At 43.1% G+C, this 23,440-nt stretch carries 13 protein-coding genes and 1 pseudogene; 4 read left to right on the forward strand and 10 right to left on the reverse strand.

Annotation, left to right across the window (positions count from 1 at the left end; translation table 11 throughout):
- From ACFQZR_RS19290 to ACFQZR_RS19310, 5 genes and pseudogenes are all read right to left on the reverse strand, one after another.
- Positions 1–524 (reverse strand): annotated as a pseudogene (locus ACFQZR_RS19290) (SDR family NAD(P)-dependent oxidoreductase); the annotation flags it as partial.
- A gap of 4 nt (positions 525–528) precedes the next feature.
- A complete protein-coding gene (locus ACFQZR_RS19295) occupies positions 529–1,371 on the reverse strand; it encodes an amidohydrolase family protein (protein ID WP_379348709.1) in 843 nt (280 codons plus the stop codon).
- A complete protein-coding gene (locus tag ACFQZR_RS19300) occupies positions 1,368–3,302 on the reverse strand; it encodes a DUF8034 domain-containing protein (protein ID WP_379348711.1) in 1,935 nt (644 codons plus the stop codon). The genes ACFQZR_RS19295 and ACFQZR_RS19300 overlap by 4 nt, the downstream gene beginning before the upstream one ends.
- Positions 3,303–3,335: 33 nt before the next feature.
- A complete protein-coding gene (locus tag ACFQZR_RS19305) occupies positions 3,336–4,235 on the reverse strand; it encodes an aldo/keto reductase (RefSeq protein ID WP_379348713.1) in 900 nt (299 codons plus the stop codon).
- A gap of 224 nt (positions 4,236–4,459) precedes the next feature.
- Entirely contained in the window at positions 4,460–6,574 is a 2,115-nt protein-coding gene (locus ACFQZR_RS19310) for an AraC family transcriptional regulator (protein ID WP_379348715.1), read from the reverse strand.
- Positions 6,575–6,959: 385 nt separating this feature from the next.
- Here ACFQZR_RS19310 and ACFQZR_RS19315 point away from each other — a divergent pair, with 385 nt between their 5' ends.
- The 3 genes from ACFQZR_RS19315 to ACFQZR_RS19325 all read left to right on the forward strand — a co-directional run bounded on the left by ACFQZR_RS19315 (position 6,960) and on the right by ACFQZR_RS19325 (position 10,397).
- Positions 6,960–7,877 (forward strand): ABC transporter permease, encoded by a 918-nt coding sequence (locus tag ACFQZR_RS19315; RefSeq protein ID WP_379348717.1) that lies wholly within the window; start codon positions 6,960–6,962, stop codon positions 7,875–7,877.
- A gap of 19 nt (positions 7,878–7,896) precedes the next feature.
- Entirely contained in the window at positions 7,897–8,778 is an 882-nt protein-coding gene (locus tag ACFQZR_RS19320; protein WP_379348719.1) for a carbohydrate ABC transporter permease, read from the forward strand.
- A 65-nt stretch (positions 8,779–8,843) separates the two neighbouring features.
- Entirely contained in the window at positions 8,844–10,397 is a 1,554-nt protein-coding gene (locus ACFQZR_RS19325) for an ABC transporter substrate-binding protein (RefSeq protein ID WP_379348721.1), read from the forward strand.
- Positions 10,398–10,604: 207 nt separating this feature from the next.
- Here ACFQZR_RS19325 and ACFQZR_RS19330 read toward each other — a convergent pair whose 3' ends face one another.
- The 5 genes from ACFQZR_RS19330 to ACFQZR_RS19350 form a co-directional block, all read right to left on the reverse strand.
- On the reverse strand, positions 10,605–10,988 hold the full coding sequence (locus ACFQZR_RS19330; RefSeq protein ID WP_379348723.1) for a dockerin type I domain-containing protein: 384 nt from the start codon (positions 10,986–10,988) through the stop codon (positions 10,605–10,607).
- A gap of 368 nt (positions 10,989–11,356) precedes the next feature.
- A complete protein-coding gene (locus tag ACFQZR_RS19335; protein WP_379348725.1) occupies positions 11,357–19,354 on the reverse strand; it encodes a discoidin domain-containing protein in 7,998 nt (2,665 codons plus the stop codon).
- A gap of 491 nt (positions 19,355–19,845) precedes the next feature.
- Positions 19,846–20,667 (reverse strand): aldose epimerase family protein, encoded by an 822-nt coding sequence (locus ACFQZR_RS19340; RefSeq protein WP_379348727.1) that lies wholly within the window; start codon positions 20,665–20,667, stop codon positions 19,846–19,848.
- Positions 20,668–20,881: 214 nt separating this feature from the next.
- The gene (locus ACFQZR_RS19345) at positions 20,882–21,202 is read right to left on the reverse strand and encodes a MocE family 2Fe-2S type ferredoxin (RefSeq protein ID WP_379348729.1); all 321 of its coding nucleotides are present in this window, start codon (positions 21,200–21,202) and stop codon (positions 20,882–20,884) included.
- On the reverse strand, positions 21,192–22,325 hold the full coding sequence (locus ACFQZR_RS19350; protein ID WP_379348731.1) for a fatty acid desaturase family protein: 1,134 nt from the start codon (positions 22,323–22,325) through the stop codon (positions 21,192–21,194). The genes ACFQZR_RS19345 and ACFQZR_RS19350 overlap by 11 nt, the downstream gene beginning before the upstream one ends.
- A 195-nt stretch (positions 22,326–22,520) precedes the next feature.
- Between ACFQZR_RS19350 and ACFQZR_RS19355 the strand changes: the two genes are divergently transcribed.
- Positions 22,521–23,405 carry a helix-turn-helix domain-containing protein gene (locus ACFQZR_RS19355; RefSeq protein ID WP_379348733.1) on the forward strand — a complete coding sequence of 295 codons (885 nt, stop codon included), beginning with the start codon at positions 22,521–22,523 and terminating at the stop codon, positions 23,403–23,405.
- The last annotated feature ends 35 nt before the right edge of the window (positions 23,406–23,440 follow it).

Genomic DNA, 23,440 nt, shown 5'->3' on the forward strand with positions numbered 1-23,440 from the left:
TATGCCGCATAATCGACCTGCATGGATTTGGTTAAGGCGAGTACCGCGCCTTTCGTTGCACCATAAGAAGCTCTGCGGGCAAGTCCCATCTCAGCAACACACGACGACATGTTGATAATCGAGCCCGTTCTGCGCTCCATCATGTAGGGCAGCACATATTTCGAGGGCAAAAATACGCCTTTGACATTAATGCTCATGATCCGGTCCCATGTATCCGGCTCGATTTCGTGCAGCGCGCCGACGCCGCTGATACCCGCATTGTTGAATAACACATCGATACGGCCGAATTCAGCAATCGCTGCTTCTACCATCACTTTGACCGCTCCCGGCTGGGTAACATCGGCTTGGATGAACAGCGCCACGCCGCCTTTTTCTGTAATTTCGCTTACCGTTTCCCGGCCTTTGGCCTCGTCTACGTCGTTGACAATAACGGACGCTCCTTCGCTCGCGAACAGCAATGCCGTGCTTCTTCCAATGCCAGAGCCGGCACCTGTGATCAGTGTTACTTTATCTTGTAAACGCATATCTTCACTCCTTCATTTGCAACCGATACGTCCGAACGGCATTCCCGCCAAAAATAGCCTCGATTTGAGCCTCAGTCATGTCAAACGGTAAGGCAGCGCCGACCATTCCGAGCATATCCGTAAAGCTGCCCGCCTGTAAGCAGACCGGCCAATCGCTGCCGAACATGAGGCGCTCCGTCCCGAACACATCAATCGCATGTTTAACGTATGGGGCAACTTCTGGCGCCTGCCTTCTGCCGCCCGATCCTGTTGCTAATCCTGATAACTTGCAGGTGACATGCTCAAACCGGGCAATCGCTTCCAATCCTGTTGCCCAAGGCTCCATCTGATTGTTCTTGATATCTGGAACCGCTAAATGATTGATGACGGCCTTCAGCTTAGGCACATTTTTCACTAGCTTCGCCATTGCAGGAAGGTCCGCCGGCCGAATGAGCAAATCGACCGGAAAGCCGTCTTCAGCGAGCAGCGCAAGATTGCGGAGCAATTGTGGATAACGGCTCCAATCCCCATCAGGTGCAGCAGGGAAGGTTGGGCGAATACCGACAAAATGTTGCTTGGTACGAAAGCGTAAGTAATGCTGTTCAAAATCCGATCCGTTCACATCCAGCCATCCAACAACACCCAACAATGTCTCCTCTTGTTCACATAAATCGAGCAAAAATTCCGTCTCTTCGATCGTCGGCGCCGCTTGAACGACGATCGTCCCCATAACGCCGCGTTGCTGCAGCTCCAAGTTTAACTGTTCCGGCATATAATCTTGATATAATACCGGTCCGGTGTCCGGCGTCAGCCAGCCGTAATCGCCACGCTGAAGTTGCCAATAATGTTGATGGGCATCAATGATCATGTTTCGGTCCGCCCCTGTATTGTGGTCTGCTTATCTATACCTGGCCAAGGCATATCATACGATGGAGAATGAACAAACCGCTCCATCGCTAGCCTCAAGGTGATACCGGTTCCCTCAGGCAGCGATACGTGCAGCCATTTCCCCTCAACCGTAATCGTTCCGGTTAGATCGCCCGAAGGATCGATGATCTCTCCATCTAAGAATCGATGTTCACCAAATACGCCAGCCTGTATGATGACCTCTCGATCATCGAACAGACTCGTGTTCACCAATTGGACCGTTGCGGAATCCGGTGTCAGCTTCTCCACCAGAGCAGACACGCCCGGCGGCAGTCCAGGACGCTTCGCCGCAGCGTCAAAATAACGGACGCAGCCATGCTGTAGACCCCCATGCGAGATATGCATCGGACCGCCCAACGTCAACTGTACAAGGCCTTCGAAATATAACGGGCACATCTCCTGCCAAATGTGAATGGCTGAATAGATCCCTTCGCTGTAATGCTCGGTCCATTGATACGGATCGCCTTCTGAAGAGCGCATCTTGGTAAGCTGGTTGCCTATCATTTCGTAATTGGCGCTTAGAATCTTCTGCGGATAATCCGGGTTGTGCCCGCGGATATACTGATACCACGGCTGCGTATTGCCAATGTAATGCTTCGTCTCCCGCCCGGTTCTTGGATCTCTGCCGGAGAACCTCGGCACAATGACCTCATTCCAGTCATGGTCTTTCGGGATGCGCTCAACGCGTTCCGCATCTTCCTCCGCCATCGACATCGACCACAGATAGATCGGATATTTCGGCAGCGCCTCCCGGTAATCGGTCCAACCGCTATCGAAATGCTTGAACGGTACGAGCCATTTACCGTTCTTCTCTTGGCGCAGCTCCCAGTTGCGATCGAGCTGCTCCCGTGCCAGCTGCAGCCCACTCATATCGCCTGTGAGCAATACCTTATTCATGCAGGCATTCGTCAGCGGCTCGATGATCGTCATGAAGCCGTGAGGCCATCGCCAGCCGTAGTAGCCTCCCCACCATTTGCCGTCGTTGTACTCCCCGATTTGCCCTGTAAGTCCGATATTGTCAGGTATGATGCCGCCGTTTAATCGGGCCCGCTTCTGCCAGGCGTTCACGTATTCGATGATCCAGCTCCGCAGCTTCTCGTCTCCGGTATGTAGAAACGCATGCGTGATCAATCCCGTCGCATTCAAGTTCAGCGGCACATCGCCGCGATTCATCCGCTCGTTCATCATGGCTAGGAGCTGCTGATAGACCTCATCGTTCGACCACGGACATTTGCCGCTTGCAAAATCGACGCCCGGAATATCTTCGTAAGGCGCCAAATAATCATCCAAAATGCCGCGATGCGTGCTCCAATCCTCTTCTGATACCTCAAACCTCGGACCGCGGCTGCCTGTCAATGGCGATCGGATAAGCTTGCGTTCCTTATCGTAGTTCGGCGCTTTCGGGTCGTCTCCCGTATACATCGCCGCAAATTTGCTGGCGCGCTGCCGATCCTTAAGCGTCGCGGGTCCTGCCAGACCAAGAAAATATAAGTACAAATAACCTTCGCCATGATGCATCCAATCGTAATAGGCATCAAACTCCCGATGAATTTGGCCGTATTCTGTCCACTGCCAAGTAATGCCCTCCCATATTTTGCGGGATATCTCATGCAGTTCACTGCTGCCTCCGAGCACATACAAAAGCGCCAAGTTCATAAACCCTTCATAGGGATCATCCGATCCATCCATGCCAGGCCAATGCTCGAACCAAATGAGCGTACCGTCAGGATGCGTGTACCGCTCGACGAACTCTTTGGCTGCCTTGTTCAACGTTTCAAAAAGCAGCTGCTCCTGCAATGCCCATTGTGGTGGAGCGACCCGCTCCGAGGCACGAACATTCACAGGTGATTCGTAAATATGAGATGAAGTCATTGCGCTGATCTCCTTCCAATTAGTACAGATCCTTTATTCAAACAACGGCTGCCCTTGAAACATTGCATATACCTTTCGCAAATCCTCGGGCTCTAGCCCCTTTCCATCACAGAAAGACAGATTAGTTCGAAGTGAAGTGAGTGAAGCGGTCCCCGTCAGCGTGACATGAATATCTGGGTTACTCAAACTGAACCGCATGGCGGGCTCAATCAGTCCCTTCGGCTCTGTCTTCCGTAAAAAAGCTAATTGCTCAATCCGGTTTAAAGACTTCAATCGAACATCCTCTTCTAGAAAATGAGCTGGAGCATCCGCAAGCATTCCTAAGCCTAGGACGCTTCCGTTAATGACACCCATATTCATCTCCTTGGCAAGCGGCATAACCTCATCCTTTGCCGTATGATCAATGAGCATATACCGCGCGTAAAATTGAATCGAATCAAATCTCTCGGTCTTCATATATTGCATTAGCAAAGGCAAATTCCGCGTCGTCACGCCGAGATAACGGATTTTCCCATCCTGTCGCAGCTTCTCTAGTGCCGGTATGGTCTCATTTACAATCAGCTCATTGGACTGCGTTTCCACATCGTGTATTTGCAAAATATCGATCCAATCCGTACGGAGCCTTTGCAGACTTTCTTCCACGGAACGAATCGTTGTGTTGTAATCATAGCTCATATCAAACCGGGTCGCTTTGGATGCAAGAACAACTTGATCTCTGCGTCCAGTAATTGCCTTTCCGATACGATGTTCCGACTCCCCACTGCCATATTTGGGCGCAGTGTCAATAAAGTTGATGCCAGAATCCATAGCTTCATGAATTAACCGCTGCACTTCGCTTTCATCTGTCTTGCCAAAATCTCCTGCAAGCGGAGCTCCCCCTAAGCCAAGCTTAGATACTTTCAGCCCCGTTTTTCCGAATATGGTATATTCCATGATATTCTCCTCACTCTTTCGAAATAATTTTCAGTATGGGTTGCAACAAAGACTGCAAGCACACCAATAATTCAATCGTAGCGGGTCACCATAGGAATACAATTTCTTAATAGATTAATTAGTTCTGTTCTGAGCAAACTTTAAGTTCTCATTTCATTCATTTGTTCTTAAAGCTCTCTTAACCAAAAGAAAGGACACGCGAGCAAACCACGTGTCCTTTCAACTCATTCACGAACTTTGGCGTTACTTCGATACTGATTAGGTGTAACGCCGTAGGCTTTTTTAAATTGCGTAAAAAAATGACTCCTGGTTAAAAAACCGGATTTCCCCATGATCTCGTTAATGGTCTCGTCTGATTCTGCTATCAGCTTGATTGCATAAGAAAGTCGGATATGATTAATATAATCATTTACAGAGATTAGACGATGTTTTTTATATAGTTTCCCTAAATAAGGAGAAGAAAGATTAACCTTCTCGGAAAGTACATCTAATGATAGCGTTGGATTTGCAAACTCATCATGAATCATCTGATTCACGTCATCAAGCAATTTAATATATTTGTTGTCTTTTTTAGACTCCAACTCTGAGGAGAGATTGTCGAACAGTTCATAAAAGTCGAATTGAATCTGTTCCAATGTTTCCAGCTTTTGAAGATTAGCTAAATACGTATTAAAATTGAAATGCACCTTGATCGATTGATTGGATTCTACGATTTCAATCGCGTGGCGAATCGATAACAGCAATCGGATGAGCACTGAATTTAGTACTGTATAACTATACCTCGATGCAGATTGGATAACATCGGACAGCACCTGTTTCGCTTCAGCATATTGGCCTCGAATTATTGTTTCTATTAGTTCCTTGTCTTGATCCTGCGGGTATTTAAATTCATCCGTCTTAATATCCAGGCTGTCAAAAAAAATTAGGGTTTTATGACCTAAAATCAGTCTGTACTCCGATAAATCAAGTGTCTTCAAGTAGTGAAAGTTAATCGGATTTAATGTTTCGAATGGCTCGCTAAACGTAATCGAAATCGATATTTGCAGAAATTTTTCTGCATTTTGTTGAATTTCTTTTACTAAAGAAATTAACTGCTCATCCTTAAAAGGGGATTCCAACGCATTGTAACTCATCCAAACAAGAATTTGATTTTCTTCGATTTCTATACATTCATGTTTATAGGTGCTAGATAGCAGCTCCGAAATAATATTGATCAAACCGAATTTTAACAATCCCCGATCCGTCAGACCAAATTTTGAGCAAAAATCCGAAAAGTGATCGATTTTGATTAACAAGAGCAGGAACGAATCCGCAGGATCAAGTTCTACATGATACATTTGCAAACGATTCTTGAGGATCTCAAAGGGCAATATATCGTTTGAATACACCATTTTCCGTAAAAAGTTTTGTTTCCGATAATAAAAATCATTTCTCTTCTCGGATTCCAACAAGTTATAATTTTGAATCACTAACATAACCGGCTTATACAGTCTGCGAGATAAATAAACCGACAATAAAATACTTCCAATAATGAAACAAAATACAAGGAGATATGTTTTTTGCTTCATCTGTTCAACACCTTGAACAATATTTTGATATGGCGTAATACTGAGTAACATCCAGTTAAATGCATCGGTGTTCGCATAAGTAATGAATGAGTCAACACCATTAACATTCATTCGCAAGTTTCCGCTTTGTTCCTTTGACTTGAGAATGTTTTGGATATAATCATTTCCACTTAAATTACTTAACAAGGACTGTTTACCATCGTTCGACAATAGCTTCCCCTCATGGTCAATAATGAAAATGCGGTTATCATTTTTATGATCGGATGAGGTGATACTTTGTCTAATCGACTCTTCCGAAATATTAAGAATAATAGCTTCGCTAACCTTGCCACTTTGAACTTGCGAGTCAAAAAAAAGATAGGAATAAACAAAAATATCCTTTTTGGCATTCGAAGAGATTCCATAAAGAATATTAGGAATTTGTCGCAGCACGATACTGTGGGATTTATTATTCTGAATGTCATCCAAAATCGGAAATAATCCTTTATCCTCAAAGGACGAGCGGTCATAAACAAATTTTTTGTTGGGTACAGCGTGAACATGATCTCCATTATAAATATAAATGGATTGCAGGAAGGGATAAATATTTTTATAGGACTCCAATTTGAGCTGATATTTCATATATTCTTCGGAATTCACATCCGAGTATAAGAGATCTTTAATCGTACTATCAAAAAATGCGGTGGTGGCTACCGATTTAGCTGATTGCGCGATAACGCTTACATTTCGACTTGTATTCTGCAAGTCGTTTTTTTGTTGATTATATACCATATTCAGTGCATAGCTTTCAAAGTTCCTATTTAAGAACGAGGATTGTACGAAGAGTAACAATACAGTGCTTAGCAGAAAAGGTAATAGTATGGTCAGGAACAGCTGAAAGGGATTTTTAATTATGAACTTTTTGAGCATATTCGGCAACTCCTCCTGCCCAAAGATTACCATAAATTTTAAATAAAATGAATCCACTTCATATCAAAAAGGGCCGTTTTGTTGATTTAAGAACAAAATCTTTAATTGAGAACTCGCATTTAACTCCAAACAGAACTTATCAAAAAGATAAGAAATTGTTTAATGCTGATTGGATGGATACGATAAATCCAGAGGTCCGTACTATACAACGGAATACAAAAATCTGATTAAAGGAGTCTGAATCGAATTGAAAAACATCCTAAAGTCTCGGCACAGTAAAAAAAATATACAATTATCCCTGTTAGCGTTTCCGGCGATATTAACCATTTTCGTCTTCGCTTACATCCCTATGGCCGGAATTTTTATCGCTTTCAAAAACGTCAACTATATTGATGGGCCATTTAAGAGTCCTTGGGTTGGCTTCGATAATTTCAAATTTTTCTTCACCTCCAGCGATGCCTGGACCGTGGTAAGAAATACACTTTCTTATAATCTAATATTTATTGTAGTCGGCACTTGCCTTTCCGTCCTATTTGCCATTCTATTAAATGAAGTCGTCAGCAGAAAATGGATAAAAGCGTATCAAACCACCTTCTTCTTCCCCTATTTCTTTTCGTGGATCATTGTAGCCTATATGGCGTACTCCTTCATAGGACCACATGGCATCATTACATCGTTCCTTGAAAGATTAGGTTTTGAGTCATTTGACTTTTATACCCAGACCTCGATTTGGCCTTATCTTTTAACATTCATCAACATATGGAAGGGCCTTGGTTATATTAGCATTATTTTTTACGCTGGAATATTAGGCATATCCCAAGATTACTTCGAAGCCGCTGCGATCGACGGCGCATCCAAGTTTCAAATCATTCGAAATATTACGATCCCACTGCTCATGCCTTTAATTACTATAATGACGCTATTATCGATTGGGAAAATCTTTTATTCCGATTTTGGCCTATTCTTCTTCGTTCCAAGAGAGATCGGTCAGCTATTCCCTGTCACCCAGGTTATTGATACTTATGTATATCGGATGTTGAAAGTCTCAGGGGATATCGGGATGTCGTCCGCTGTCGGTTTATTTCAGTCCTTAATGGGTTTCATTGTCGTATTGATCAGTAATTTCATCGTTAAAAAAATAGATGAAGATAATAAATTATTTTAGTTATATTGGAGATGAGCACATGCCACTAAAGAAAACACTGCCTCAGATCATGATTCACATCTTATTTATCTTGTTTAGTCTTGCCTGTATCATTCCCTTAATATCTATCATCTCGGTTTCTTTCAGTAATGAGACGGATATTGTCAAAAATGGATATAGCTTAATTCCGAGAAAAATCGATTTTACCGCTTATGCTTATATTTTATATCAACCGATTCAGTTAATTAATTCTTTCATGGTCTCGCTGTTTGTGAGTCTCTTCGGCACATTCCTTTCCGTTCTTGTGATGTCCGGCATTTCATATTCGTTGTCCCGTGGTGATTATAAGTTTAGAAACTCACTAAGCTTTTATGTCTTTTTCACCATGCTGTTTAATGGCGGTCTCGTTCCAACCTATATCTTAATTAGTAATTATCTGCACCTCAAAAATACGATCTGGGTATTGATTCTCCCGTATTTAGCAGTTCCATGGTTCATCCTACTTCTTCGTTCCTTTATGCAAAAGATTCCTTATACCATTATTGAATCCTGTATGATCGATGGCGCAAGTGAATTTCGAATCTTTTTTCAGATGATTCTCCCTCTTGCCAAACCCGGGCTTGCCACTGTCGCGTTATTTACGCTGCTGCAGTATTGGAATGATTGGTGGCTAAGCTTACTGTATATTGAGAAAGAAAGCCTCGTTCCACTTCAATATATGCTTTATAGAATGATGAATAACATTCAATATCTTACGAGCGCGAGCAATATGATGCCTCCTGGAATGAACAATGCCGTACTTCCATCAGAATCCGCTCGAATGGCTATGGCTATACTGGCCGCAGGTCCTATGCTTGCTGTATTCCCATTCTTCCAGAAACATTTCGTGAAAGGTCTTACGGTTGGTGCAGTAAAAGGGTAGCTTAAATATGGATTGCATCCATTTTAAGAATATAGCAATATGACAATAAAAAGGGAGGATACAAAATGTTAAAAGGTTTGAAATTAGGAAAAACAAGTATTGTTGCATGCAGTGTACTTCTCGTTCTCAGTATGTTGATTACAGCATGCGGCAGTAATTCAACGCAAGAAACAGGAAGTCAAGCAGCAAAACCAGCAGAGACAGATAAGGTTGCTGAATCTTCATCAGAACTGCCTGAAGTAAAACTGACCTGGTATTTCCCAGGAAACTTCCCACAACCTGATCAAGATCTAGTTTTCGAAGAAGTAAATAAAATCTTGAAATCCAAAATCAATGCGACTGTAGATTTCAAACCGTTTTCTTTTGGTGATTACGATCAAAAGATGCAAGTGGTAATTGCCTCAGGAGAACCTTACGACATCGCATTTACCGCAAGCTGGATTAATAACTATACGCAAAATGTATCCAAAGGCGCCTTATTGCCTCTCGATGATTTGTTAATCAAGTATGCTCCAAAATCATACGCAGCAGTTCCAGAATCGTTCTGGGAGGCAACAAAAGTAAAAGGTAAAATTTATGGATTTGTCAATCAACAAATTTCGGCCAGAACCCCTTCTATGAGGTTTCCAAAAGACCTAGCCGATAAATACAAGCTGGATCTAAGCTCGATTAACGGAAAAATTAATGTGGATACCTTAAACTTGTTAGAACCGTATCTTACAAGCGTCCATAATGACGATCCAACTAAAGCGTTTATAACATCATTTAATGAGTTTGGCGACACGTTTAATCTTGACTACATTTCTGGTTTTAACATTCCAGGCGCTGTTGATTTTGATGATGAGACCTTGAAGGTCATAAATCAGTTCGAAACGCCTCAAGCTAAGAAATTTGCAGCGGTGATGAGAGACTGGAATGCGAAAGGCTTAATGAACTCCAAAGAACGTATTTCTCAGAAGAAGGATGAATGGGTAGATGCTAAAGCCGGCAAATGGGCAATGAATATCGGTGGAGCCTACAAACCGGGCGGCAATATCGGTGATACGGCTCAAGCTGGCTATCCAATGGTTGATGCCCCTGCAGGATCAGCCCATCTTACAACGAGCGGAATTACGGCAACGATGCAAGGTATCAACAGAAATTCGAAAAACCCGGAAAGAGCGATGATGGTTCTTGAACTTCTGAATACGGATAAAGACCTTTATAATCTGTTGAACTTTGGTATGAAAGATAAACACTTTAAAATTGATGCTGACGGATTTATGATTCCAGGCGAAAATCAAAAAGCATATAATCCGCAAGTACCGTGGATGTTTGCTACGAACTTCCTCGCAAATATAGAAAAAGGAATGCCTAAAACCATTTGGGAAGATACGAAAAAAATGAATGAAGCCGCCGAACCTTCGAAATTGCTTGGATTCACATTCAATGCTGAACCGGTCAAATCTGAAATTGCCAAAGTAAGCGCAGTTTACGACGAGTACTTCAGAGCTATTGAACTTGGCGTTTCTTCCGAAGAGAAATACAACGAATTTTTAAGTAAAATGAAGACAGCTGGTTCAGAAAAGATTATTGCTGAGATGCAAACACAAGTTGATGCTTGGAAAGCTACGAAATAATAAATAACGCTATTTAACTCTATCCCTGCCTAAAGTTTATCACTTAGGGCAGGGATTTATCATGCCTTAAAGTAAAAACCGGGTCCGTGGAGCAGAACTCAGACATCATCAAACCAAATATCGTTATGAAAAGTCGAAAGGACAATAACGATTACTAAATGAGAAAGAGGACAGCATCGCCATCCTCTTCTATCACCTTCTGCTATATTAGATCGTTTCGAGAATTTTCTTAGCGATCGTCGACAGATCAACGATATCAATCTTACCGTCCTCATTGATGTCTGCATGCTTCACTTGACTCCAGTTCGGATCAGAGGAAGCACCACCATAATAATTAGCTACAATCGCCAAGTCTCCTACGGAAATCTTGCCATCACCGTTGAGGTCCTCTGCCACACGCTTCACAACCGAATCCTTAAACTTCTGAAGCGCTGTGCTGAGCTCCGCCATCGCTTGATCAACTTGCTGCTGCGTCGCATGCTCATCGCTTACTACCACTTTAGACTTATCGATCGCTGCCTGAAGCACCGTCTTGGATCCACGGTGCAGAGAGCGTCCCTGGATTATTATCGTTGCCAGTTGGTGAAACATAAAATGTGGCTTGAGTCGCTGCATAAGCTTGATTGGAATATAATAAAGTCGAAATAAGAGAACAGAAAAGAAGCAGCGCAGACCCAAGTGAAAACCAACGATATCGGGCTAATTGCATAGTTGGCATCTTTAAACCTCCTATAATAATATTGCCAAATAGAGCAGTAATTGGATACAAATCGTATCATTTCGAGCGTTAGATCGTCTTGAAGCAGACTAATGAGTGTCCTTCCGCTCTCCGCTTCTCCAATGTCTGCTCGGGGGACGGGGTTTGTACGAGCTTTCTCTCAACTCTAAAGCGAGTTCAGGTATGAACTCGCCGTAGAGTGATGACGAACCAGTTTTTTCGCGACGATAATGCACAATAGCTAACTAATATTGAGTATTTTGCTTGCCACCATCGTCAAGTCGACAATGTCAATTTTCCCGTCGCCGTTGAGATCCGCATGCTTCACTTGATTCCAGTTCGAATCAGTAGAAGTTCTGCCATAAGATTGAGCCGCGATTGCCAAGTCGCCAATGGAAATCTTGCCGTCCCCGTTAAGATCCTCGAGCATCCGCTTCACGACCGAGTCTTTGAACGCCTGAAGAGCTGTACTGAGGTCAACCATTGCTTGATCGACTTGCTGCTGCGTAGCATGTTCATCATGCGCTACGGCTTTAGCATTATCGATCGCAGTTTGGAGCACCTCTTTGGAGCCAATCGGATATTGTCCCGGACTTGTGCCCTCCGCTGCAGCCTCATGTGCGGCCTGCGCCTCGTTGATCAGGGCTATCAGTTCCTCCTTCGTGACTGCTGCGATGATCTGGATACTGTGGGATGCATTAGGGAGTTTAGTTTCCGCGCCCATCCGATCAGCGACGGTCATATTGGTGATTGTAATCGTCACTGCAGCATTTTGTAACTGGGATTTCGCTTGCATACGCAACGCCAGCAGCGGACCATCCGTTGTAACACCTTTCCCTTCGCCTAAACTAGCCGCTACCAAGTGAACTTGACCTGTCTTACGGTCTTGATCCACGATTGTGAAGCCGTCCTTCATGGATTCCGCGGATACAAAGTCCAGTTTCGCAGGATCATAGGTGAGGGTCAGCTCCTGCGCATAAATCGCGCCCGTCACATGCTGCAAACCGTAAGTTAAATCAAATGAAGCGCCGGATTGAATATTGGCGTTACCCGATAATACCACCTGCATCGAATTCGACGATGCCGTTGCATTAACGGTAACTTGAATGCTAGTTGACAACGCAATATTGTTCGGATTCGCCACATTTTCCGGCAAAGCAACCGTGCCAGTAACAGTGAAGGTTTGTTCCGTTTTTAGCGTTGGATTATAGCTTGAAGCCCCTACATTCCATGTAACATTCGCATTCACACTTCCTCTATCCGTAACCATTTCAACTGTAACAGGTAAGCCAAGGGCTTCCGCCGTATTTGCTGTACCATTCGCCACCCCTGTGATATTTGCTGGCGACGTGATTCCAACAAGCGTCGGCACTGCTGGCGGAGCCAAATAAACATTGATCTCTGCAGCCGATGCCCATCCATTGACGCCAGCTGTAGCTTCAAACTTGACATATGAAGCATTAGTTGATTCAAATATCGCGGTTTTCTCTGTAGTGTCGTTTGCCCAGTTTCCGCTTGCAACCTTGGTAAAGGTCGTTCCATCCGTACTCACATATACATTGTAGCCTGTAATATTTCCGTTCCCGCCATTTGGTCTTGGCAATACCGTAACCTTATTAATATTGTTTGTTCCTCCAAGGTTTAGGATAATCGATTGCGGGAGAGGATTGGATTTGTCCCACTTGGTATGCCAGAACGTCGTCGGGTTTCCGTCAATCGCCATCGATGCCGCATTATTTTCGCTGACCGTTTCCTGGCTTGTTGCCGTTGCCGTCATTTGCGACTGAGGAAGCTTATTTACAATTACGCTAATACTCGTTGTCAATGACACATTGTTTGGGTTTGAGACTGAAGCAGGCAGAGTTACGATTCCTGGTACCGTGAAAGACTGCACCGTCTTAATAGCCGGATCGTAGCTAATGCCGCTTAAATCCCAAGTTACAATTGCATCTACATTACCTTCATCGGTTACAAGAGATACTTTCGGCAAGCCAAGAGCTTCCGCTGTCTTGGCCGCTCCGATGGGCGCTGATATGAACTCAGGTGTTGATATGCTCACAAGTTTTTTGGACAATACCTTCACAGTGATCTGTTTCGTAAGTGTCTCACCCGAAACATTGGCCGTAATAACGATTGCAGTAGAACCATTTTTCTTAGCCTCTACTCTTCCGCTTGCATCAACTGTAGCAATTGAAGGATCTACTGCACTATAAACGATGTCCACATCGCCTAAAGTCTTACCGCCTGCCGTTCTGATCATTGGATTTACTAGAGCGGCTTCATTTTTTGAAATCGCAAGCGCAATATCCTCTGCTTCGATCGTATTTGGAGTATCGCCTGCATAAATTGTATATCTATCCGTCTTTCCTCCGTAGCTTGCAGTAATAATTGCCGTATCGTTGCCGATGGCCGTTGCAAGACCATTCGCGGAGACAGTAACTGCATCCGGATTGTTGCTTGAGAATGTTACGCCCGTCAGTTTATCAAGTGCATAGCCCTTTTCAGTTCTTGCGGAAACCGCCAGCTGAACGGTTTTTCCAACTGGAAGCGCTGCCGCTGCCTGCGTGTTATTCGTTGCAGTTATAAACAAAGTTTTGACATTATCATTGCTTGCAAATTTATAATCAGGAAGAAGTCCTATCTTGCTTGACTCAATAGAACGAATTCCCTGTGCAAATGCAGGAGAATCAGCATTCAGCCGATAGTCCCTGTTTGCCGTGTCCTTGAAATTTGGATCTGCTAGTATGCTATCCTTATCATATTTACCTGTATTGTTGGAAGCTGACTTCCACTGTTCAAGACTTAGGGATTGACCCAAAACCAGGAAGGTTGATTCGCCTACCTTATTGAAATATACGTTCTTGTTCATATTTGCCATAGATTCAAGCGCTTTCATGCTAGTTGAAGCATCATTGATTTTAAACATGACCCTGCTGCCATTTCCGGCGCTGTTCCACGTACCGTTTGCATTCAGTGATCCGGGGGTATCGTTATATATAATATTCTTCTCAAAAACCATGCGGTCGGCTGGTTCAATATATGGTTCAATGTCTACTGCCCCGTTAGTCTGATAGCCTACGTCTAATACGTTGTTTGATACATAACTTCCTATACTCTTCATCATCATACCCGCATTTGTAGAAACTGCATTCTCATCATATACGATGTTATTGGTCGCCATTTCATGGTGTGATCCATCATCCATAAAAATGCTGTGACCTCTCCAACCAGCAGATGGCACCCCCCTATATGCATTATAAATAATGTTATGGTCAATGTGGTTATCTCTTCCAATGCCCCATGATTCGACACCGCCACCATCACCAGATCTCGACCCTGTGTTGTAAATCGTATTGTAACCTATATAATTTCTTGTTGTCTGATTGTACTTATAGTGATCCTCAAACGGAACACCAGTAATGCCGTTTGCTGCAAAAACGCCGTAACGGATACCTTTCATGGAGATGCCATAACGCGGAACGCCCGAAATGTTGTTATGGGTAATCTGATTCTCTCCGCTGTTCATCAAATAGATGCCCGAGCCATGCCCAACAAATTTGCCTACATTTTTAATTTCATTGTTGGATATCACATTATTTTTATTAAAATATTTCAAACTTCCCGGATTCTCACCAATAAGGAAAATGCCTGCATAGCCCGTATCCTCAATATAATTGCCATATACAGTGTTGTTCTGACCATAATGATTGATGACAACGCCCATGTAACCGGCATTTGTCAATTTAGAATCACGAATCTGAATATTCTCCGTATAATCAAGATCAACAAGTCCTTTGAGATTGTCAGGATATTCGGCTGTCTGATCATTATTAGTACCACGACCAGCATGTGCAATAAGATTTGGGCCGAAATCATTCATTCCCATATTCATGCCTTGAATAACAATGTTCTTTACACGGTTTCCTTCTGTTCCCTGTAGGTAGAATATCCTGTCGGTTGTAGGTGCAATGATCTCGTGACCGGTCAAATTTGTACCGTCAAGAGGCTTATAGTAAAGTGTATTGTCTGAAATAGCCCATTCTCCGGGTTTATCGATATATTCCTTGGCACCCTGTAAATATTCTAGATTACCACTCCATGCGCCCACTGGAACATCTGTTGAAACAGACGATCCACTAAGGGTTTTTACTTTTAACACTTCACCAAACCAACTGGTGCTATTACCGTATTTTGCCTGCAAATGACTTTTATCAGCCACTGCGACATTCTTCCAATTCGTTTCATATGCATTGGTAAGACGCCTGCCATTGTCAAATAGAGCCCAGAAATTGTTACTTCCTGTGATATCAGCTTTGTAGATACCGTTGCTACCAGTATCTGTCCATCCCGTTACCGGTTTGCCCCCGACTATACTTACATTTTCATTATTAAAGCTTGTATAAATAACCTTAAATCCATTGTTGCCAGAATCTGTTTCATCAAGCTTTATCGCATCAGCTAAATAATATGTTCCACCTCTTACGTAGACATGCACATCCTTGGTTAACCCTGCTGCAAGGTTGGCTTTTACAGCATGTTTAGCTTTTTCAATTGTTGCAAAAGGCTTTTCAATTGAACCGTCGCCTGTAAGGTCGCTTCCTGAGATAGAAACATAGTAATTTTCGAGCATCACACTCGGATTGTTCGATTCAAATTCTGCTGTCACCGTAATATCTGCCTGTATGTTGGTTACTGTGTACTTGTTGTCTACTAATGCTACATTTGCTCCGTTTACTGTAGCTCTCTTTACCTTGTAGCCGTTAGCAGGTGTAAATGTAAACTCAACGTCTGCTCCTGCTGTTACTTTTCCGCCCACCGTATTCGAAGCGATGTTGCCATTCGCTCCTTGATTGATTGTTACTGTATACTCTTTAGGCTGTACATTTTTTATTACTCGAACATTATCGACCTTTATATAATCCTTGCCATATCCAATCCCTATACCGCCGCTTGCATAAGAGTTATCTGTCGTTTCGCTAACCAGAACTCCGTTCAGGTACGTGCGTTTAATATCGCCTAAATTCTCCACTCTCATTTTGTACACTGTGCCGGCAACAGGCTTGTTCGCTGTTGCTTTGCTAGCATAAGTAGTCCAATTATTGCCGTCTTTTTTTACGAATTCAATTTTATTATCATTAGAACGAATAACAGACTGATAGAACTGGACTTTTCCTGCATTATTTGCCCTAGTAATCAGACCGAAACCTGAATAGCTCTCTGCCCCTGGCTGGAGCCCATCAAAGGTTATATCTGCTTCTACGGCATAATCACTCCACTGTTTATTGCCGATTCCGACGTAATATTCCTTCCAGTTGCCAGCCGGGATCCACTTTCCACCTTGTACCGTTGCAGCTCCTGGTATATTTTTCACTTTGTTCCCGGAGGCATCTATCCAAAGATCGCTAATTACTGTGTCAAAAGTATCTTCAAACAGTACCTCTCTTTCTCCAGTCGTAATGTTCACCGGTTCGCTTTGAGGTCCCTCGCCGGCTGGGTTAACGGCTGCAATGATATAAGAGTAGGTTTTTTTCCCTTCAACACTGCTGTCCAGATATCCATTCCCAGAAATATTTTGGGCTACTTGTACATAGGCCTGATCATTCACGCCTTTTCGGTACACATTGACTGCTGTGTTAAGGATAGGAGTCCACTGAACTAATACCGCGCCAATATTATTTGTTATTTTTATCCCTTGCGGAATATCTGTCGGCGACTTTTGACCATCTGTTTTAAATGACACAATTTCACTTGTTCTTGAAGGCTGTAAGTATTCCCGAGTGGTTACACGACAATAATATTGTGTATTAAAATCCAATTCGCTAGTTGAAGCAACTGTCGCGCTTGTTTCGATCGTTTTCACGATTTGTTTAAAGTCGGCATCTTTCGCAATCTCTAGTTTGTACAATGAAGCGTTTTCATTCTGACTCCAGTGAAACGTTGTAGGCACCGGCGATTGAGTACTCCCGTTAACAGGCGTCAAAATGATTGGATTAGCCGAATCAGGCAGTTTAAAACCGCCGGCCATTCTCTGAACATCATCAAGAATTTTCTTGCGTTGGGCATCGTAGCCTGTCGGTACAGCAGGGAAAACGGCATACCCATTATCTATCCATCTATTATCATACGGTGCGAAAGACTTGTTAATTGTTGCTCCAAAATACCCGCTAGTCAGGTTTTTTTCAAGTGTAAACCCTAAAGCGCGATCATCCATGTAGAGCCTGAAAACCCATGTTCTCTGACCCTGAAGCTGTTCCTTTAAAATATTGTAGGCGTATACATTTCCAAGACCGCTATACCATGAATAAAGTGCGCCGCCATCATCCATTGATTGTGAATAGTCATCAAGTATGTTATACTCCGCTACGTTTCTAACAGAGTGCTGATATTTCTCAGCCAGCGTACCAATGGAGAAATACTCTCCGTTTTTGCCGTCTTTCTCCGAAGCAGGAAGCTTCTTAAGCTCCTCAAACCTTATCCCATACTGATTTCTCCTATTCCCGAACAAATCGTATGCCGCACGAGTATCAGGGTTCGTTGCGCTGACTGAATTCTCATCTGTTCCTACGATGGAAATTCCGGCATATGGGGCACCGGCTATATAGTTGTATGCCAGTGTGTTAAGTCCGCTTCCAAACAGACTGAGTCCTGGAGAATGCTGGTATGGTGCAACACCCATTTTGAATACGGAGTTAAACATCACGATATTGTTTTTGTTTACATCCGTAGTTCCCACGCCATAACCAAAAAGCTGAATTCCGCCGCTGCCTAGATCACTCAACTGATTGTGAAGGATCTCGTTTCTTTGCCCATAATGATTAATCATGATGCCATATGAACCTGAATGCTTGATTTCAGAATTTACAATCTTACAGTTTTCTGTACCGTCAAAATATAATGCAGCATCCGGATTTTCAGCATTCCGGATAATCCAGTCATCCGGAAACTCCGTCTCCGGGAGTCTATCTGTATATTGGAAATTAAGTCCATCAAAGGTAATGTATTTAACAAGGTTCTCGAAATTTTGATCCACGCCGTCCCCTTGAAGCTTTATAAGCTCATAAGGCTTCGGTGCGACTATATGATCTGTATTTATGCTTTTTTCATCTTTTGGCCAGTAATACACCTTGCCTGCTTGACTGTCTACACTCCACTCACCTGGCTCATCAAGATATTTAAGCGCATTCAATATATTATAGTAACCTTCATTGGTGCCAAAATGATCCGGCCAAAAGTTTGATGGTACCTTTGATTGCAAATATGCTGTTTTATTCTTTGCATCAATATATTTTAGCAGTGGAATACTATTCCAGTACATTACTGGAAGCAACGCTACCTCAATATCCTCTTTTCCATCAAGACCATCAAGCTCACCATTTCCAAATACTACACGAGTCCCCTTTACCGGATCATAGGATATCGGACCTCTTCCGTAAAATATAGGCCAATTACGCCACGAGTCAGTGTTGTAGGCTCTTGAAACCTGCTGACGCTCACCATTTACATAGAGGTCATGGAATCTCCATCCGGTTCCCACATCAGCCACATATACCTTTCCTTTAGCAAGAGGAGATAACTCATCAGAATCAGGAGCTTTATTCCACCCTGTAATAGGAACTTCACCTGTGATAATAGCTTTTCCGGCATGACGTGCTTTATAAATAATAGGATTATCTCTGGTTCCGCTGTCCTTCGGAGTGAACAAGATCGTTTCTGGCGTAAAGTATTTGCCATCTTCCAGAATAACCGTAACTCCACCCTTCGGAATTTCAGGGAGTGCCCTTATCGTATCTCTTGCTTTTTGGATGGTCGCAAATGGTTCTGTTTCCGTACCCGTTGCTGCATCTGAACCATTTGGCGACACATAATAATATGTCTGTGAATGGGTTGAATACACTGTAACATTGCATGTTACGGGAGCGCTGGGATAATCTTTGTGTATGGCGGTAATTACCGTTGTACCTTCACTTATCGGCTTAACTCTGCCAGTTTGGTCAACTGTAGCCACTGCTTCATTACTACTTTTCCAAGTAACCTTTCCATTTGCACTTGGCTCGGTGTAATAACCAACACTTACATATAATGGTGTGTCATAAGTATTTGCAAGATTAATTTCCAAATCTTTATAATTCAACTCAACTTTAGTGGGTGTTTCTGCAGCCGAGACTGGAATTGTACAAGTAAACACTGAAAATATCATGCAAAATGCAAGAAATGCAGAAACTGTTCTGCTATTTAGCATCCCATTACCATTCCTTCCTAATAGTTATTATGATTATTAAAACGTCACCCCTGAAATCGCTTACAAGAAGAGGATCTAATTACATTTTTATCGAAAGGGACACCTCCTTTTTTGTTATGGTTGACGGCGCGCTGGTGCTAAGTATCTGGGTCTGACAAGTGGTCGTCTATAAGTTCTATCTTAATAGGCTTTTGGAGTAGAAGAAGTTCTTAAAGGATTGATTAGTTCCCCTTTAAGCAAAACTCATTGTTCTAATTTTATTGATTAGTTCTTAAACCAGTTTTTTGCTTTTGCCTCGACTAGAAACCACGGTATCCAGTTCCCAACAGATATATCCCCACATTGAAAAGAACGCAATTACACTTTTCCTAAGTTACTCTCATAACTGCCAGTTAAATGAGCTACCCCCCTCCAAAAAAAGAAACCTTGAAAGGCATGAAGCCAATCATGGTTATAAAATTCAATCTTTATATTTTTCCGATAAGCAATTTTTATTTATGATGGTTTTCTGATCCAAGATTAAGATCTAAATGCCACTCGTAGGAACTTTTTGCCGGTATCATTTGCGCTGTTGCATTACTCAGCGCCGTTTCTAGTGAATCGTAGTAGCCAATGCTAGGCTCCAAAGCACAGGTAGCACGGTCATTATACATGCCTTCATCAATCCAAACGCCTAAAAATGGCACTTTGTCCGTCGGAATAGATACAATCAAATAGTTGCCGCTATCTTCGCCATACAGCCCTGACCATCCTTCAGGCACTATTCCATCGTAATAAAACTTTCTCGCATCTCCCGTAATGAGTGGGGAAAGAAGTGATACATCGTTCCATGCATACGTTTCTCCTACCGTTAGCGTGTAGCCTGCAAATACGCACAGCATTTGTCTGATGTTTTCTGGAAGAAGGATTCGTGTCGGTTCCGTTATTGCGAATTGAGGATGCGGTACCCATAAAAAATGGATCGGATGCTCTCCCTCATTCTCAGCACGATAATCCATCCGGATTCGATCCGCAGCTTGGAATGAAATTCGCCTTGTAAATCGGTAAGGAAGCTTTGGACTCTTGATTGAGCAAACAACCGTATTGTTCTCGATGGTATGTGCCCATGGAAGCGACCATAGTTCGCCATGGTCAGGCAGGCTGATATCCTGATCCACTCCCGAAGAACATGTAATAATCGTGGGAAAGCATTCATCCCATCCGCTCATATCCCAATCGGTGAAGGTAGACCCATATTCTGGCTGTTGCAGAGGTCGTTTACCTGAATCGAGCAGCCATTCCTTCCCTGTTGGCTTGTAAAGAATCGAAACCAATTTCGCACCCAACTCAGGCAATAATTCAATCCTTACTCGTTCACTTTCGATAACAATAGAACTATAGCTCTTATATTTCCCCTGGTAAACATCCACAGCTAAATCGTTGTCTATACCAATCCGCCCCTTTGATCCGTTTCAAGGCCTGCTTACGCTTGAAGAAGTGTTTTCAATCTCACGTTACCATACCCGATTGTGCCATATGGATCCCCCTCTAATCGACCTTGATGTACACTTTTCCTGCCTCTACTTTAACAGGGTACATTTTTAAATCTACACAAACCGGTGCACGTTTCGCTTGACCTGTCACTATATCGAACCGACCGTTATGTTTTGGGCATTCAATCGTATTGCCCATGACGAGCCCGTTCGACAGATGAAACTTTTCATGAGTACAATAACCATCCGATGCGAAGAACTCATCTTTATCCGTGCGATAAATAGCAAAAGTTCGGTCGTTATAGTCAAAACGGATAACGTCCTCTTCCTCAATTTCATCGGCAGCGCATGCCTCAATCCATTCTTTAAGTTCCATGTGTAAATCCTCCAGTCATTGTTGAACTTGATCCTATTCCTTCTACTGCATTTGTGCTTCCTACCGGGCTGTACTTATAAGGACGTGCGGTACTTGGCAAAGGCTTAATAATCGTGAACGACGGGTCCTTCCTCTGTTTAATAAGCGCAACGAATACTTCTTTGAGCGCTGTACCTAAACTGCGGCATGGCTGCGGACAATCTGCTTGCATCTCTTTATGTAATGCCGGCAATGCATGGTAAGGGACCATCGGGAACATATGATGTTCGATATGATAGTTCATATTCCAATAAAGAAATCTGAAGAAAGGATTTAAATACATCGTCCGTGAATTCAATCGGTGGTCAAGCACATCCTCGTATAGACCCAAATGCTGTGTCAGACCGAAAAGGAGCGTCAAAAGTGGTCCGTAAAAGGTTGGCAGTCCAACAAACATGAGGGGCAGGAAACTATGCATATAAATGGACAAACCTATCACCGACAACAAAATTATCAAGTAAAAACGAGCTTCCAGATATGTTTTCGGGCGCTCGGACTTAGGAATATATTCATTTTCAGTTGCGTCCACTTTACCGATGCAATGCAAAAGAAATCTCTTGAGCTCCTTCGGTCCCCCGTATAGATGAAGAACTTCCATGAAAATAACCTTCCAGACAGGAGGTCTCTCAGTAAAAATTTCCGGATCTCGTCCTACAATAATCGTATCGCTATGATGACGGGAATGACTCCAGCGCCAAGGCGTAGCCGATCGCAGAACCATGAAAGAAGCGATCTGATAAATAACCTCGTTCATCCATGGTGTCTTAAAAGCAGTTCCGTGCCCACACTCGTGCCAGCGTGAGTCACCAGGAGATGTGTATAAGGTGCCATATAAGAAAAACGTCGGTATCGCCCACCAAGTACCCCATGAATAATAAGCCAAAACACCAGAACCTATCAGCAACCCGAACCAGATGAGGGTATCGCGGATCGCAGGTCCGTCTTTTCGCTTCATCAGCTCCTTCATTTTCTGACGCGGGATTGGTGATTCGTACCATTCTGACGAAACCAGCCCTCTCTCCTGTGCCCGTTTATTCTCAGGTCCGGTGAGACTGTAATCTCTTTTCATTTTTGTTGTAGACATCGTTCTCTCCTCCTTGTTCACGTTATATTACAATCGGTATCTCCAGTCTTACCCATTCCATGTTTATATTTTACTGAGCTTTACTCCGTAAGTATTTAGCCCGAGACAACAAAGTTGTAACCAAAATCACACTATTTATCCATGTTGAATAATCGTATAATAAAAATCAAAACAACCTCACATCTGGAGGCCATCATGTCAAAAAAGCTTTATTTTATGGAGCCAAGCGATACATTGGAGCAGTTGAAACAATACTACTTTCCCCCCTATATTACGTTAGCCCATATATTCCACGCTCCTAAAGGATGGAAGCTCAAGCCTCGGGTACTTAAACAATTTCAGTTGCAATATGTAATTGAAGGGATTGCGGACTATCATATTAACGGGCGTGAATATGTGACTCGACGTGGAGACTTATTGTTCCACAGACCAAACGAGCCTCATCATGTCAGCACACGTCCTGATCATCCCTATATTTGTATTTCGATTGTGTTCCATTTTGGAAACTCGGGTTTTCCGATTCAGCAACTTGTTGACTCGGATAGCGAAACTGGATCACATTATACAGGAAATTACCAGAATCACACGCTGGAACAAAAAATAACAGAGCTTGTCCATCATTACCGGATGCCGGATGTAACGGACCATTTCCACTGCCAAAGTTTGCTTACCCAGATATTACTTCAACTATCCGCACAAAAAAAAGAGTTGGTAGTCAGGTCTTCTAAGAAAGAAGACGCCAACAAAGCCAAACTCATTCTCATTCGCAATTATATTTCCAGCCATCTGCAAGAAGGCTTTGAGCATCAAGAACTTGAAAAGTTATCAGGATGGAGCCGCAACTATATCATCATTCAATTTCGTAGTACATTTGGAATGACTCCGATGCAATATCTCGTTTGGATCCGTCTTGAAAAAGCTAAGGAATTGGCGTTGCAATCTGGGCTAGCTTTCGGAGAGATCGCCAATAGAGTCGGTTACACCAACATTCATGCATTCGGAAAAATCTTTAAACGCAAGACAGGAATGAGCTTAAGCCAGTTCTGCAGCACTCTATTTAAAGATACGCCGGATCAGTAACAGTATTAGAATGTTAATGCCCCTTTTGTCCGCTG

It is taken from the genome of Paenibacillus sp. GCM10027629 (genome assembly GCF_042676425.1).
Taxonomy (GTDB): Bacteria; Bacillota; Bacilli; order Paenibacillales; family Paenibacillaceae; genus Paenibacillus_K; species Paenibacillus_K terrigena.

Coding starts and splice junctions, on each gene's coding strand:
- ACFQZR_RS19295 (WP_379348709.1), bottom strand. CDS start 1,371: ATGATCATTGATGCCCATCAACATTATTGGCAACTTCAGCGTGGCGAT.
- ACFQZR_RS19300 (WP_379348711.1), bottom strand. CDS start 3,302: ATGACTTCATCTCATATTTACGAATCACCTGTGAATGTTCGTGCCTCG.
- ACFQZR_RS19305 (WP_379348713.1), bottom strand. CDS start 4,235: ATGGAATATACCATATTCGGAAAAACGGGGCTGAAAGTATCTAAGCTT.
- ACFQZR_RS19310 (WP_379348715.1), bottom strand. CDS start 6,574: ATGGTATATAATCAACAAAAAAACGACTTGCAGAATACAAGTCGAAAT.
- ACFQZR_RS19320 (WP_379348719.1), top strand. CDS start 7,897: ATGCCACTAAAGAAAACACTGCCTCAGATCATGATTCACATCTTATTT.
- ACFQZR_RS19325 (WP_379348721.1), top strand. CDS start 8,844: ATGTTAAAAGGTTTGAAATTAGGAAAAACAAGTATTGTTGCATGCAGT.
- ACFQZR_RS19330 (WP_379348723.1), bottom strand. CDS start 10,988: ATGTTTCACCAACTGGCAACGATAATAATCCAGGGACGCTCTCTGCAC.
- ACFQZR_RS19335 (WP_379348725.1), bottom strand. CDS start 19,354: ATGCTAAATAGCAGAACAGTTTCTGCATTTCTTGCATTTTGCATGATA.
- ACFQZR_RS19345 (WP_379348729.1), bottom strand. CDS start 21,202: ATGGAACTTAAAGAATGGATTGAGGCATGCGCTGCCGATGAAATTGAG.
- ACFQZR_RS19350 (WP_379348731.1), bottom strand. CDS start 22,325: ATGTCTACAACAAAAATGAAAAGAGATTACAGTCTCACCGGACCTGAG.
- ACFQZR_RS19355 (WP_379348733.1), top strand. CDS start 22,521: ATGTCAAAAAAGCTTTATTTTATGGAGCCAAGCGATACATTGGAGCAG.